Here is a 13184-nt window from a genome sequence, read left to right on the forward strand (position 1 = left end):
CGTGTGGGGTGGTTCGGTGCGGCAGCCCATCGGCCGCAGCCCGGCTCACGGCTTACTTCCGACTGTCCGCTCGGCCGTGTCCGGCCGCCTACTCGGCAGTCCCCGGCTGCGAGTGCCACGACCATCCGCGTTCCGCCCCACCGGGACTCGGTGGCGGTGCGGTACTCGTGGGTCGAGTGAACGCCCGCGGATGGCCGCCGCGGCGGGGCTCGAGCCGCGGTGGGACCCGCGGTCGCTGATCGATCAGCACGCCATGCCCGGGGTACCGGCCTGCCGGGTCGTTGCGCTCCGCGGCTAGCCTGCGTTGCCGCGGGCCATCCGCAGCACGTCGAGTGCTTCGTCCAGCTGTTCCTCGGTGATCTTGCCGTTGGCCACATGGCCGCGCTCGACCACCACATCGCGGATGCTCTTGTTCTCGGCCAGCGCCTGCTTGGCGATCGCGGCGGCTTCCTCGTAGCCGAGGTAGCGGTTCAGCGGGGTGACGATGGACGGCGAGCCCTCCGCGTAGGCCCGGGCGCGCTCGGCGTTGACCTGCAGGCCGGCGAAGACCTTGTCGGCGAGCAGCCGGGACACCGCGGACAGCAGCCGTGCCGACTCCAGCACGTTCCTGGCGATCACCGGCAGGTTCACGTTGAGCTGGAAGTTGCCTTGCGCCCCGGCGAACGCCACGGCCGCGTCGTTGCCGACGACCTGGGCGACCACCTGCAACGTGGCCTCGCAGATGACCGGGTTGACCTTGCCGGGCATGATCGACGACCCCGGCTGCAGGTCGGGCAGCGCCAGCTCGGCCAGGCCCGCACGCGGGCCGGAACCGAGCCAGCGCACGTCGTTGGCGATCTTGTGCAGCGCCACCGCGGCGGCACGCAGCTGACCGGACGCCTCCACCACGGAGTCCTGCGACGCCTGCGCTTCGAAGTGGTTGCGCGCCTCGGTCACCGGCAGCCCGGTCACCCTGGCCAGCTCCTCGGCCACGGCGGCGCCGAATCCGGGTGGCGCGTTCAGGCCGGAGCCGACAGCCGTGCCGCCGATGGCCAGCTCGCCCAGCCGGGGCACCGACGCCTCCAGTCGCTCGACCGAGAACCGCAGCTGGGCGGCCCAGGCGCCGGCTTCCTGCTGGAAGGTGATCGGCACCGCGTCCATCAGGTGCGTCCGGCCGGACTTCACCAGGTCGCCCCACTCCGCGGCCCGGCCTTCGATGGTCTCCGTCAGGTACGACAGAGCCGGGATGACCTCGCGCACGACCGCTTCGGTGGCGGCCAGGTGCAGCGTGGTGGGGAACGTGTCGTTGGACGACTGCGACGCGTTGACGTGGTCGTTGGGGTGCACGTCCCGGCCGAGCCGCCTGCTCGCCAGGGTCGCGATGACCTCGTTGGCGTTCATGTTCGACGAGGTCCCTGAGCCGGTCTGGAACACGTCGATGGGGAAGTGCTCGTCGTGCTTGCCCTCGGCGACTTCGTCGGCGGCGTCGGCGATGGCCTTGGCCAGCTCGTCGTCGAGCACACCGAACCGGCCGTTGACCCGGGCACAGGCGGCTTTCAGCAACCCGAGCGCCCTGATCTGGGATCGCTCCAGGCCACGTCCGGAGATGGGGAAGTTCTCCACCGCCCGCTGGGTCTGCGCCCGGTAGAGGGCATTGGCGGGCACGCGCACTTCGCCCATCGTGTCGCGTTCGATGCGGTAGCCGTCCGGTGCGCCAGTGTTGTCGACCATGCCTCGAGTCTGGCCCGGCGCGCGCGGCGCGGCCACTCATCGCGAGTTACGTCTCGTCTGCCGAGCGGCGCGCGCGAAGAACCGCACGACTGGTGTGACCGGGATAACCTTCCGGTATGAGCCGCCTCGAAGTCGATCTGCTCATCGTCGGCGCCGGGCCCACCGGATTGTTCGCCGCCTACTACGCCGGGTTCCGCGGGCTGAGCTGTGCCGTGGTCGACTCGCTGCCCGAGCCGGGCGGGCAGATCACCGCGATGTACCCGGAGAAGCAGATCTACGACGTGGCCGGATTTCCCGCGGTGTTGGGCCGGGACCTGGTGGCGGCACTGGTCAAGCAGGCCGAGCAGGCCGACCCGCACTACCTGCTGGGCTGCAAGGCGACCACGCTGACCGAAGCCGGCGACAAGCTCGAGGTCGGCATCGAGGGTGGGGACCCGGTGCGCACCAGGGCCGTGTTGATCACCGCGGGCATCGGGGAGTTCACCCCACGCCCGCTGCCCGCCGGGCAGGAGTGGATGGGGCGCGGGGTGGTGCATTTCGTGCCGTCGCTGCAGGAACACAGCGGCAAGCACGTCATCGTGGTCGGCGGGGGAGACTCCGCTTTCGACTGGGCGCTGGCGTTGCATCCGATCGCGGCCAGCGTGACGCTGGTGCACCGCCGCGCCCGGTTCCGTGCCGCGGAGTCGGTGGTGGCGCGAGCTCGGGAGCTGGGCATCCCGATCATCACCGACGCCGAGGTGACAGCGATGTTCGGCGACGACCGGGTACGCGAGGTGGAGATCACGCGGAAGGGCGCCGATCCGGTCCGCATGCCGGCGGACACGGTCGTCGCCGCGCTGGGCTTCACGGCCGATTTGGGCCCGATCGAGCAGTGGGGCTTGGAGATCGAGCGACGGCAGATCGTCGTGGACACCCGGATGGCGACCACGCGGCCGAATGTGTTCGCGGCGGGTGACGTGGCGACCTATCCGGGGAAGGTCAAGTTGATCGCGACCGGGTTTGGAGAAGCCGCAACGGCGGTGAACAACATCGCGGTGACCCTGGACCCGCACGCGCACCTGTTCCCGGGGCATTCCTCTGACATGTGACGGACAAGTGACGATGCGGGCCCGCCCGGGCGGGCCCGCTTGACGAGTGTGAAGACGGGTTCACCGCGTGACTGTCACGAGGCTTCTGCCGCGCCTCCGGTGGTCTGGCTGACCCACTCCGCGTCCGCCACCACGTTGGCGTCCACCGACGGCCTTGTGCCGCACCCGAACGGGCCGCGGTTGGTGGCTCCGATCAGCACTCAGGTGCCGTTCTCCTTGCTGATCTGTGGGCCGCCCGAGTCGCTGGTCGCCCTGGTATCGCCGTGGGCGGCTTGTCCCGGTATCGCCGTGGGTGGCTTGTCCTGGCACCGCCCGTGGTCACGGCAGTTGCCACGGCTTGCGTGCCGCGCGGCCGCGGCTGCCCGCCGCCCCAGCTGTCCCGCCGAGCGCACAACGAAGGGCCCACGAGGTCGTGGGCCCTTCGCTCACCGGGAGGGAGATATCAGTGCGTGGTCTTGACGGCTCCGCCGGTCGACTTGGCGATCCAAGCGGAGAAGGCTGCGGCGTTGGTGTAGATGGACGGGTCGTCCGCGCACCGCACGCTTCTCCCACCGAGACGGCTGGTGACGCCGATGAGCCGCCAGGCGCCACCCTCCTTGGTGATCATCGGACCACCGGAGTCGCCGAAACAGGGGCCGGAAGCCGCGGTGGTGCTGCCGACGCACAGCTCGGTCTTCGGGTCGATCAGGCCGGCGCGGCAGTTGTTCGGCCCGACCAGGGTGACATCCAGCTCCTTCAGCAGGTCGGAACCCGCGTCAGCGCCCTGCTGCGGCGTGATCTGCCCCCAGCCGAGCAGCCGGCCTGCCGTGCCGACCTCGGTCACCGAGCCCAGCGAGACGGGCTCGGCCTGCACGGGTTCGGCCAGCTTGATCAGTGCGATGTCGTTGCTGGTGCCCAGCCAGCCGGGATGGACGACGAAGCGGTCCGGCTGCACCAGCTCGCCGCCGGAGGTGCGGTCGTTGCTGCCGATGCGCAGCCTGATCTGAGCGGGCCGGAATCCGTCGACGCAGTGCGCGGCGGTCAGCACCCACTCCGGGGCGATGACCGACCCGCCGCAGAAGTGCTCGCCCGAGTACTGCAGCGAGGCGACGAACGAGTATTCCTCGGTGGCCTGTGTCCCGCCGACGATCAACGGCTTGACGTCGGCTGCGGTGTCTGCGAAAGCGCTCGGCGCCGTCAGCCAGCTCACCGCGGTGGCCACCGCCGCGACCAGACCGGTGACCAGAGAGCGTTTCCGCATGCGGTGATTTCTCCTTCCGTAGGGAGCCGGCTCGGCCGACAGCTCTGACAAGTGGAAGGTAAGTGCGGCCCGCTCCGCAACGACACCTGCGAAAGTAGGGGCGCGGCCTGCCGTTTCCCCGGAGGCCAACGGTTTTGCATTCACGGACAATGGGCCGGGTTTCCTCCCGGGTCGGCTTTCCTCCGCTCGTCGGCATTTGCAGCAATGTGCTGCGAGGGTGAGCACGGCCGAGGACCAGCGCGGGGTTTCGCTTGTCGAGGTGTTGGGCCGGCTGGGTGCTCGGCGTGCTGTCCGGCGTCGCAAGTCTTCGCCCGTTCGACGCGGTCAGGGCCGTCCGCTCACGGCACCGTCGGTGGCGTTCGCGATCCATTCGCTGTGGGCAGGTGCGAAGGTGTAGATCGTTGGGGTTTTCCCGCACCCGTCGGCGTCCCCGCCCAAGCGGCTGGCGACCCCTACCAGCACCCAGGCATTGCCTTCCTTGGTGATCATTCCGGTGCCGGAGTCGCCGAAGCAGGGACCGGAGCCGGCCGTCGGCCCGGCGACGCACAGCTCGTCGTCCGGGCTGATCGACGCGTCCCGGCACTCGTGCGGCTCGATCACGGTCACGTCCAGCTCCTGCAGGATGTCGGGACCGTAGTCGTCGGGATCGTTCGTGGTCCGGCCCCAGCCGAGGACGCGCCCGTCGGTGCCGACGTCGGCCGAGGTGCCCAGCGTGATCGGCTCGGCTGTCACCGGCTTCGCCAGCTTGACCAGCGCGATGTCGTCGGAGCCGTCGTGCCAGCCCGGGTGGACGACGATCGTGTCGGCCCGCGCCTCTTCACCGCCTGACGTGCGGTCGATACTGCCGACGCGCAACGTGAGCTGGGCGGGCTGGACGTCGGCGACGCAGTGTGCGGCGGTCAGCACCCACTCCGGAGCGACCAGGGAGCCACCGCAGAAGTGATCGCCGGAGTTCTGAATCGAGACGGCGAACGGGTAATCCTCGGTGGCGTCATGCCCGCCGAGGATGAACGGTCTGACGTCGGAGTTGCCGTCCGCGAAAGCAATCGGCGCCATCAGGCTGCTGAGCACCGCGACTGTCGCAGCCGCCAGTCCTGCCCACAGCAATCGTTTCGTCATGCGGTGTTTCTCCTTCCTCGGTGCGCGAGCGCACCTGAACGCCCGGGCACGGAAGGTAAGTGCGGGATCGGAGGAAAAACACCTGCGAAAGTAGGGCAATGGCGAGAATCGCCCGGCGGATTGTTGTGCTGTGATTTCTTGCCTCCTTACGCAACCTTGCGATGCCTGACGCGTCCGTACCAGTTGCGTGCGCATGAAGAAGGGTCCACCGGTGACCCGGCGGACCCCTCGCTGGTGCTGCGTGAGAATCAGCTCGCTGCGCTGACCGCGCCTCCGGTGACGTCGTTGATCCAGTCGGCGTGCGCGACGGTGCTGGTGTAGATCGACGGTTCGATCGCGCACGTGGAGCTGCCGCCGGAGCGGCTGGTGGCGCCGATCAGCACCCAGTTGCCTCCTTCCTTGGCGATCTGCGGGCCGCCGGAGTCGCCGTAGCACGCGCCCGAGTCACCGCCGGGGTTGTCGGTGCACAGCTCGGTCGCCGGGTCGATGTAGCCGCCCCTGCATCCGCTCGGGTCGACCACCGACACGTCCAGTTCCTGCAGGTAGTCCGCGCCGTTGTCGGCGCCGGGGAACGGCGTGGTCTGGCCCCAGCCGAGGATGCGTGACGTGGTGCCGACGTCGGCCGAGGTGCCCAGCGCGATCGGCGTGGCCTGCACCGGCGCGGCGAGCTTGATGACCGCGATGTCGTTCGCGATGTCGTAGTCCGGGTGGATGGTGATGGAGGCAGCCCGCGCCACTTCGCCGCCGGAGGTGCGGTCGTTGCTGCCGATGCGCAGCTGGATGGACGACGGGCTGGTGCCTTCCACGCAGTGCGCAGCGGTGACCACCCATTCGGCCGCGACCAGCGACCCGCCACAGAAATGCCTGCCGCCCTGCTGCAGCGAAACGATGAACGAGTATTCCTCGGTGGCTTCGTGCCCGCCGACGATGTAGGGCTGGACGTCGTCCTTGGTGTCTGCGGGTGCGGCGAGGGCGCCGGTTGCCGCCACACCACTCACAGCCGTGGCTGCCGCCGCCAGGAGTCCCACCACCAGAGAACGTTTCCGCATGTTCTCTTCCTCCTTCCGTCGTCGCCGGCATCCGCCGACGGAGTGCATTGGTGACGGAAGGTAGGGGTCATGACCGAACGTGTGACACCCGCGAAAGTAGGGATCCGTCAACTGTTTACGTTTGGTCGCGAAAAGTCGTGAACCATGTTCTCGATGACCTGTGCGGCGTTCGCGCATGGGAAAGCCCCGACGTCCGGGTCGGATCGCCGGGGCCGTGGTGGACCGAGTGAGCGGCCGGGCCGTGCTCGAGGAGCGGATCGCGTGCCCGCCGCCTGCTGGGAGGGCGGCGCGGTGCTCACCGGAGCCCCGGCAGCAATGCCGGCGTGCCCGCCGCCTGCTGGGAGGGCGGGCTACGGCAGTGGCGGCACAGCCCGCTCGTCGCCCTTCCGGTCGAAGTCGACCGAGGAGTAGGCGCGCAGCTTGGTCAGCCGGTGGTAGCCCTCGATCATGCGCACCGTGCCCGACTTCGACCGCATCACGATCGAGTGCGTCGTCGCTCCGCCGGACCGGTAGTGCACGCCACGAAGCAGGTCGCCGTCGGTGACGCCGGTGGCGCAGAAGAACACGTTCTCGCCGCTGACCAGGTCGTCGGTGGTGAGCACCCGGTCGAGGTCGTGGCCCGCGGCGATCGCCTTCTCCCGCTCGGCGTCGTCCTTCGGCCACAACCGGCCCTGCAATGCGCCGCCCATGCACTTCATCGCCGCCGCGGCGATGATGCCCTCCGGGGTGCCGCCGATCCCTACCAGCATGTCCACACCGGTGGTGGGCCGCGCCGTCGCGATCGCCCCGGCCACGTCGCCGTCGGTGATGAACCGGATCCGAGCGCCCGCCTGGCGCACCTCCTCCACCAGCTTGGCGTGCCGTGGCCGGTCGAGAATGCACACCGTCACGTCGCTGACGTCGGTGTTCTTGGCTTTCGCCACGCGCCGGATGTTCTCCGCAACCGGCGCGGTGATGTCGACGACGTCCGCCGCTTCCGGGCCGACGGCCAGCTTCTCCATGTAGAACACCGCGGACGGGTCGAACATCGCGCCGCGCTCGGCCACCGCCAGCACGGCGAGCGCGTTCGGCATTCCCTTGCTCATCAGGGTGGTGCCGTCGATCGGGTCGACCGCGACGTCGCACTCCGGCCCGTCGCCGTTGCCGACCAGCTCGCCGTTGTACAGCATCGGGGCCTCGTCCTTCTCGCCTTCGCCGATCACCACCACGCCGCGCATGGACACGGTGCTGATCAGCTGGCGCATGGCGTCGACCGCCGCTTGGTCCCCGCCTTCCTTGTCACCGCGGCCGACCCAACGGCCGGCCGCCATGGCGGCTGCCTCGGTGACCCGGACCAGTTCCATGGCCAGGTTGCGGTCCGGGGCCTCGCCCCGACGGGCGCCGGACCGGTCTGCGGTGGGGCTCGAGGTCTGCGGAGCCGGGTCGGTCGCGCTCATGGTGTCCTCCCGTCGTGACGCTCGTGGATACTCGCGAATCGCCGAGGTCTGGTCGGCTGTCGTGCGGCGTTACTCGCCCTCGCCGGGTTTGTCGGGGTCCTCGCCGACGGAAGCCAGCTTGTCGTCGATGCGTTTGCGGGCGCCTTCCAGGTGCCGCTCGCACACCCGGGCGAGTTCTTCGCCCTTCTCCCACAGCTCGAGGGACTCTTCCAGCGACAGGCCACCCGCTTCCAGCTCGCGCACCACCTCGAGGAGCTGGTCGCGAGCCTGCTCGTAGCCGAGCGCGGAATAGCCGTTGGATTCGCCGCTCATGGTTCGATCCTGGCAGACGATTCGCTGTCACCGGTATCGGGCGTGACGGTGTCGACAACCGCGTGGACCGCGCCGTCGGCCAGCCGCACGCGCAGTTCGGCGCCGACGGCGGCATCCTCCACCGAGCGCAGCACGGTCAGCGATCCGTCCGGCCGGCGCACCTGCACCACGGCGTAACCACGCGCCATCGTCGCCGCCGGTCCCAGCGCCGCGAGCCGGCCGCGTGCGGTGGCCAGCTTCGCCTGTTCGGCGGACAGCGCGGTCAGCACGGCACGGCGGACGCGCTCCCGGGCCAGCCGTATCTCGTCGGCGCGGCGATCCAGCGGGCCGTACGGATCGGCCAGCACCGGGCGGCTGCGGATCTGCGCAAGCCACTCGCACTGGGTCTCCACCCAGCCGCGGAGGGCGCGGCGGCACCGCTGACGCAGTTCGGCGACGCGCTCCGCCTCCACCGCGACGTCCGGCACGATGCGCTTGCCCGCATCGGTCGGCGTCGAGCAGCGCACGTCGGCAACCAGGTCGAGCAACGGGGAATCCGGCTCGTGGCCGATGGCCGACACGACCGGCTTGCGGGTGCGCGCCACCTCGCGGCACAGGCGTTCGTCGGAGAACGGCAGCAGATCCTCCACGCTGCCGCCGCCACGAGCGATGACGATGACGTCGACATCGGGGTCGGCGTCCAATTCCTGCAAGGCACGGACGATCTGCGGGACGGCCATGGGCCCTTGGACCGCGGTGTTGTAGACGGTGAACCGGACCGCAGGCCAGCGGGCGTGTGCGTTCGCCAGCACGTCCCGTTCCGCGGCGGACGCCCGGCCGGTGATGAGCCCGACGCCTTTGGGCAGGAACGGCAGCGGGCGCTTGCGTTCGGGGGCGAACAGGCCCTCGGCGGCCAGCAGCCGGCGCAGCCGCTCGATGCGGGCCAGCAGTTCGCCGATGCCGACCGTGCGGATCTCGGTCGCCCGCATGCTGATGGTGCCCCGGTTGACGAAGAAGTTGGGGCGCGCCTGCACCACGATGCGCGCGCCGTCCCGCAGCGGCGGCTGCACCTCGTCGAGCAGCCCGACCGGGCAGGTCACCGTCAGCGAGACGTCCGCGGCCGGGTCACGCAGGGTCAGGAACGCGGTCCTGGTGCCCGGCCGCGCGGTGATCTGAGTGATCTGGCCTTCCATCCACACGTGCCCGAGCCGGTGGATCCAGTCGGCGATCTTGCGCGCGACGGTGCGTACCGGCCACGGCCGGTCCGGCGTCGGGCGCTCGCGATCCACCTGCGCGGGCTCGGCCGTCACGGCGCGGAGTCACCTCCGGTCAACCGTTCGATCCGCCGCTGCAGCATCCCGGCGTAGGACGGCCGGTTCGAGCTGGCCTTTTCGTAGGCCAGCAGTTCGGACAGCTGCGTGACGTCGAACGTGCGCAACCTGGCGCGCAGCTGCGCCAGGGACAGCTGGTCGTAGTTCGGCAGCCAGCTCGGCGCCCGCGGGCCGTCGCCCTGCTCCGGGTCGTCGTTCGGGTCGGCGTCGCGGGCGGCCACCTCGCGCGCTTCCGCCTCCCACGGAGACTCCTCGCTGTCCTCGACGGCCGTCCGCTCGCTTGCGGCCGCGCGGTCGAACAGGCTGGTGCGGGCGCTGGCCGCGGAGCCGGAGCCATTGCGCTCCGCCCGCGGCGCCGGGACGGAGACCACGCTCGCGAATTCCTCGGCGGTCTCCTCCAGGTCCTCGTCGAACGTCGCCCAGCTCGGGGTTTCCTCCACCGGCCGGAGCGCGGACAGCGCCTCGTCGCCCTTCAACGCCAGCTCGGTGATGTGCTGCTGGACGCGCATGGACGTCTGCAGCACGTGGCTGACCACGGTGATCGGCAAGCCGATCAGCTGACGGGGCAGATCCTTGGCGCGCTCGCGGGCGGTGACGAACAACCCGGCCGCGACCCGTACCGGCAGGGGAAGTGGCTTCATGCGCCCAGTCTCTCTCACCTGAGTGGCGGACCCAACCCTGAGGTGACGGAACTGTGGATGAGTCCACCCCTGTGGAGAACTGCCCCGCCCCAAGCCGGCGGAGGGCCGACACCGCACCGCTGGTCATGCGCATGGAGCAGTGCGGGCTGTGGCCGGGCGCGATGCCCTGGCCACGCGATGACGAAGGACGAAGGTGTCCGTGGCGGGCTCGTGGCCGCCAGGGGTGCCACGGCTCACCTGCGGAGGCTTCCTCGGTCCGGTTGCACGTGGACAGCACCATGACGGTGCCACGGCTCACCTGCGGAAGCTTCACCCGGGTGGATGCCCGTAGGGTAGGGGGCATGAGTATGGGCAAGCGGGTGTTGCTGGCCAAGCCGCGCGGCTACTGCGCGGGGGTCGACCGGGCGGTCGTCACCGTGGAGAAGGCCCTGGAGAAGTACGGGCCGCCGGTGTACGTCCGCAAGGAGATCGTGCACAACCGGCACGTCGTCGACACCCTCCGCAAGCGCGGCGTCATCTTCGTCGAGGAGCTGTCCGAGGTCCCGGAAGGGGCGCTCGTGGTGTTCTCCGCGCACGGTGTCTCGCCTGCCGTGCGCGCCGAGGCGGCCGCCCGCAACCTCCGTACCATCGACGCCACCTGCCCGCTTGTCACCAAGGTGCACAAAGAGGTCAACCGCTTCGACCGCGAGGACTACGACATCCTGCTGATCGGCCACGAGGGCCACGAGGAGGTCGAGGGCACCGCGGGGGAGGCGCCGCACCGGGTCCAGCTGGTCGACACCGCCGACGACGTCGACAAGGTCACCGTGCGCAACCCGGAGAAGGTGGTGTGGCTGTCCCAGACAACGCTGTCGGTGGACGAGACGATGGAGCGGGTCGAACAGCTGCGCAAGCGCTTCCCCAAGCTGGCGGACCCGCCGTCGGACGACATCTGCTACGCCACGTCGAACCGGCAGACCGCGGTCAAGGCCATGGCCCCCGAGTGCGACCTGGTGCTGGTCGTCGGATCGAAGAACTCGTCGAACTCCAACCGCCTGGTGGAGGTCGCGCTGCAGGCCGGGGCCAAGGACGCGTATCTGATCGACTACGCCGACGAGGTCGACGAGAAGTGGCTGGACGGCGTCGAGACGATCGGCGTGACCAGTGGCGCGTCCGTTCCGGACGTGCTGGTGCTGGAGCTGCTGGACTGGCTGTCCGAGCGCGGCTGGCGCGACGTCGAGGAGATCACCACCGCCAGCGAGAAGATCTCGTTCGCACTGCCCAGGGAGCTGCGCGACGCCAAGCAGCGGTCGCAGGTGCGCTGACCGCGTGGTCCCGTCAGCGGCCGGAGCCCGCGTGCCGGCTCGAGGACCCCGTCCGGTAGCCGGATGGTGCAGCCGAACCGGTGCGGCACGTCAGTTCACCGCGCCGTGCGCCGCAGCCAGTACAGCCCGAGCAGCGGCAGGACCACCGGAATGAACAGGTAGCCCTGGCCGAACACCGACCAGACCGTGGCGTCGGGGAACCATTCCGGGCGCAGCAGGCTGAGCGCGCCGATGCTCAGCACACCGGCGAGCTCGACGCTGCACGCGGCGAAGGCGATGCGGCGGGACACGGCGTTCCCCTTGGCCAAACACACCGTGGCCAGCACGTACACCAGCGCGGCGAACGCGGACAGCAGGTAGGCCAGCGGTGCCTGCTCGAACCTGGTGGCGATCTGCACCCCGGACCGCGCCGTGGCGGCGATCGCGAAGATCGCGTACACGGCGACCAGCAGCCGTCCGGGGCCGGAACGGGTGGTGGTGGCCAGATCGTCAGCCATGGGCAGCGTCCCAGATCTGATTCAGCCGCACGATGAGTACGGGGATCACCAGCAGCCCCACGATCAGCACCGTGTTGCCCCAGCGGCTGGTCTCGTTGCGCGCCCACAGCACGGCCAGCGGCAGCACGGCCGCGGCACCCAGCAGATAGCCGACGAACGTCGCGGTGTCCACGTCCCGTTCCGTCGACGCCACCAGCACGATGCTCCAGACCAGCAGCACCAACAGGCCGAGCTCGATCAACCCGAACAGGCTGAACAGCACACCGCCCGGCCGCCGCCCGCGCACCAGCGGGATCAGCAGCAGCGCAGCGGTCACCAGCGAGGCCCCGATCAGCGCCTCGGGCAGAACGTCAGGCATTGCGCAGCTCCGTCAGCCGGACTCGTCGGGATCCCACCGTCGGCTCCGCGGCGGAGGCGGTTGCCGACGCGGGCGAGGTGGTTCCGGACCTTCGCCACGCGGTGGCGGTTTGCGCGCCGGGCCACCCGCCGACGGGGGTGGCACCCGACGACGCGGCGGCACACCCGATGGCCCGCCCTCCGCCTCCCACGGCCTGGTCGGGGGCGGAGTGCGCCTGCCACGCACCGGGGGCCTGCCCACCGGGGCGGCCCGATCCGGACGCGGGTGCGGCCCGCTGTCCTGCATGCGCCGGGCAGGCGGCTCCCGCCGCGGGTGCGGGCCGGAATCGCGCAGGCCAGCGTCACGGCCACGGTTCGGCGCTGCCGGCTCGCGGCGGCGCGGGTCCGCGGGCCGTGCTGGCGGGGTGCTCCGCTCGCGGCTACCGGGCCTGCCTGTCACACCGGCAGCGCCGCGCGCCGCGTCGTCACCCCGGCCGGGACGACGGTCGTCGGCAGACGGGCGGCGCTCGTCCGCCGAGGAACGAGCGCGAGCGGAACGGGGCCGCGGTTCGTCCTCGTCGTCGGCATCGGCCGAGCCACGCTTGCCGTCCGGATCGGCCTTGCCGGAGCCGCGCTCGCGCCGCTGGGGGTCGCGCTCGCGCAGCAACCGGAAGATGCCGATCAGCAGCGTCGCCCCGCTGGTCAGCGCCATGGCCGGGAACGTGTTGATGACCGGGACGCCGTAGTCGAACAGGAGCTCCTTCATGCCCAGCTTCTCGGGCATGCCGTTGGTGGCGATCTCGCCACCGAGCAGCACGAGGGTCAGTACCAACGGCGGCTGCACGATCGGGCCGAACAGGTTGCGGCGGCGCACCCAGCACACCGCGGCAACACAGCCGACGAAGTAGGCCGCCTGCGTGATCAGCGTCGGCGGTTTGTCGCTCAACTGCCCGTCGGCCGCCACCCCGAGCGCGGTGACGCCGATCGCCAGCAGGATGGCGCTCCACCACGGCAGACCGCGGGACTGACCCAGGATCGGACGCTCGTCCCACGACGCCACGTCGGCGTCGCTCGGCGCGCGTTCGTCCTCGCGTTCGGTCCTGGTAGGCACTCGCCAACGGTAGCGTGAACGCGTTACGCGT

The 13184-nt window shown here is 70.5% G+C and carries 14 protein-coding genes; 2 read left to right on the forward strand and 12 right to left on the reverse strand.

Annotated features, from left to right (window positions below; translation table 11 throughout):
• Positions 1-294: 294 nt before the first annotated feature.
• On the reverse strand, positions 295-1710 hold the full coding sequence (locus YWY_RS0110990; protein WP_028847638.1) for a class II fumarate hydratase: 1416 nt from the start codon (positions 1708-1710) through the stop codon (positions 295-297).
• 116 nt (positions 1711-1826) lie between these two features.
• On the opposite strand from YWY_RS0110990, the gene YWY_RS0110995 reads away from it, so the two are divergent.
• Positions 1827-2798, forward strand: a complete 972-nt coding sequence (locus tag YWY_RS0110995) for an NAD(P)/FAD-dependent oxidoreductase (RefSeq protein WP_028847639.1) — start codon at positions 1827-1829, stop codon at positions 2796-2798.
• 74 nt (positions 2799-2872) lie between these two features.
• Here YWY_RS0110995 and YWY_RS24790 read toward each other — a convergent pair whose 3' ends face one another.
• The 8 genes from YWY_RS24790 to YWY_RS0111035 form a co-directional block, all read right to left on the reverse strand.
• A complete protein-coding gene (locus tag YWY_RS24790) occupies positions 2873-2998 on the reverse strand; it encodes a hypothetical protein (protein ID WP_281168985.1) in 126 nt (41 codons plus the stop codon).
• Positions 2999-3240: 242 nt separating this feature from the next.
• On the reverse strand, positions 3241-4038 hold the full coding sequence (locus YWY_RS0111005) for a S1 family peptidase (protein ID WP_028847640.1): 798 nt from the start codon (positions 4036-4038) through the stop codon (positions 3241-3243).
• A 324-nt stretch (positions 4039-4362) separates the two neighbouring features.
• Positions 4363-5352: a S1 family peptidase gene (locus YWY_RS0111010; protein ID WP_084609191.1), complete on the reverse strand. Its 990-nt coding sequence runs from the start codon at positions 5350-5352 to the stop codon at positions 4363-4365.
• Between the two features lie 53 nt (positions 5353-5405).
• The gene (locus YWY_RS0111015) at positions 5406-6206 is read right to left on the reverse strand and encodes a S1 family peptidase (protein ID WP_028847642.1); all 801 of its coding nucleotides are present in this window, start codon (positions 6204-6206) and stop codon (positions 5406-5408) included.
• A gap of 350 nt (positions 6207-6556) precedes the next feature.
• Positions 6557-7642, reverse strand: a complete 1086-nt coding sequence (gene glpX, locus YWY_RS0111020; RefSeq protein ID WP_028847643.1) for a class II fructose-bisphosphatase — start codon at positions 7640-7642, stop codon at positions 6557-6559.
• A 69-nt stretch (positions 7643-7711) separates the two neighbouring features.
• Positions 7712-7954 carry an exodeoxyribonuclease VII small subunit gene (locus YWY_RS0111025; protein ID WP_028847644.1) on the reverse strand — a complete coding sequence of 81 codons (243 nt, stop codon included), beginning with the start codon at positions 7952-7954 and terminating at the stop codon, positions 7712-7714.
• Positions 7951-9243 carry an exodeoxyribonuclease VII large subunit gene (xseA, locus tag YWY_RS21510; RefSeq protein WP_084609192.1) on the reverse strand — a complete coding sequence of 431 codons (1293 nt, stop codon included), beginning with the start codon at positions 9241-9243 and terminating at the stop codon, positions 7951-7953. Before xseA ends, YWY_RS0111025 begins: the two co-directional genes overlap by 4 nt.
• Positions 9240-9905, reverse strand: a complete 666-nt coding sequence (locus YWY_RS0111035; protein ID WP_028847645.1) for a lipid droplet-associated protein — start codon at positions 9903-9905, stop codon at positions 9240-9242. The genes xseA and YWY_RS0111035 overlap by 4 nt, the downstream gene beginning before the upstream one ends.
• A 341-nt stretch (positions 9906-10246) precedes the next feature.
• Between YWY_RS0111035 and YWY_RS0111040 the strand changes: the two genes are divergently transcribed.
• Complete coding sequence (locus tag YWY_RS0111040) at positions 10247-11209, forward strand: 4-hydroxy-3-methylbut-2-enyl diphosphate reductase (RefSeq protein WP_156899203.1); 963 nt, start codon at positions 10247-10249, stop codon at positions 11207-11209.
• A gap of 95 nt (positions 11210-11304) precedes the next feature.
• Here YWY_RS0111040 and YWY_RS0111045 read toward each other — a convergent pair whose 3' ends face one another.
• Genes YWY_RS0111045 through YWY_RS23275 form a run of 3 tightly spaced genes read right to left on the reverse strand, consistent with a single transcriptional unit; the run spans position 11305 to position 13153 of the window.
• Positions 11305-11706 (reverse strand): hypothetical protein, encoded by a 402-nt coding sequence (locus YWY_RS0111045; protein ID WP_028847647.1) that lies wholly within the window; start codon positions 11704-11706, stop codon positions 11305-11307.
• Positions 11699-12064 carry a hypothetical protein gene (locus tag YWY_RS0111050; RefSeq protein ID WP_028847648.1) on the reverse strand — a complete coding sequence of 122 codons (366 nt, stop codon included), beginning with the start codon at positions 12062-12064 and terminating at the stop codon, positions 11699-11701. Before YWY_RS0111050 ends, YWY_RS0111045 begins: the two co-directional genes overlap by 8 nt.
• Before the next feature lie 12 nt (positions 12065-12076).
• Positions 12077-13153 carry a DUF6542 domain-containing protein gene (locus YWY_RS23275; protein WP_051310154.1) on the reverse strand — a complete coding sequence of 359 codons (1077 nt, stop codon included), beginning with the start codon at positions 13151-13153 and terminating at the stop codon, positions 12077-12079.
• Positions 13154-13184: the final 31 nt, after the last annotated feature.

It is taken from the genome of Thermocrispum agreste DSM 44070 (genome assembly GCF_000427905.1).
Lineage (GTDB): Bacteria > Actinomycetota > Actinomycetes > Mycobacteriales > Pseudonocardiaceae > Thermocrispum > Thermocrispum agreste.

Bases quoted from the DNA above. Each gene is read 5' to 3' on its own strand.
- YWY_RS0110990 (WP_028847638.1), bottom strand. From the start codon at position 1,710: ATGGTCGACAACACTGGCGCACCGGACGGCTACCGCATCGAACGCGAC.
- YWY_RS0111005 (WP_028847640.1), bottom strand. From the start codon at position 4,038: ATGCGGAAACGCTCTCTGGTCACCGGTCTGGTCGCGGCGGTGGCCACC.
- YWY_RS0111010 (WP_084609191.1), bottom strand. From the start codon at position 5,352: ATGCGCACGCAACTGGTACGGACGCGTCAGGCATCGCAAGGTTGCGTA.
- YWY_RS0111015 (WP_028847642.1), bottom strand. From the start codon at position 6,206: ATGCGGAAACGTTCTCTGGTGGTGGGACTCCTGGCGGCGGCAGCCACG.
- YWY_RS0111050 (WP_028847648.1), bottom strand. From the start codon at position 12,064: ATGCCTGACGTTCTGCCCGAGGCGCTGATCGGGGCCTCGCTGGTGACC.
- YWY_RS0111045 (WP_028847647.1), bottom strand. From the start codon at position 11,706: ATGGCTGACGATCTGGCCACCACCACCCGTTCCGGCCCCGGACGGCTG.
- YWY_RS0110995 (WP_028847639.1), top strand. From the start codon at position 1,827: ATGAGCCGCCTCGAAGTCGATCTGCTCATCGTCGGCGCCGGGCCCACC.
- YWY_RS0111025 (WP_028847644.1), bottom strand. From the start codon at position 7,954: ATGAGCGGCGAATCCAACGGCTATTCCGCGCTCGGCTACGAGCAGGCT.
- glpX (WP_028847643.1), bottom strand. From the start codon at position 7,642: ATGAGCGCGACCGACCCGGCTCCGCAGACCTCGAGCCCCACCGCAGAC.
- YWY_RS0111040 (WP_156899203.1), top strand. From the start codon at position 10,247: ATGAGTATGGGCAAGCGGGTGTTGCTGGCCAAGCCGCGCGGCTACTGC.
- YWY_RS0111035 (WP_028847645.1), bottom strand. From the start codon at position 9,905: ATGAAGCCACTTCCCCTGCCGGTACGGGTCGCGGCCGGGTTGTTCGTC.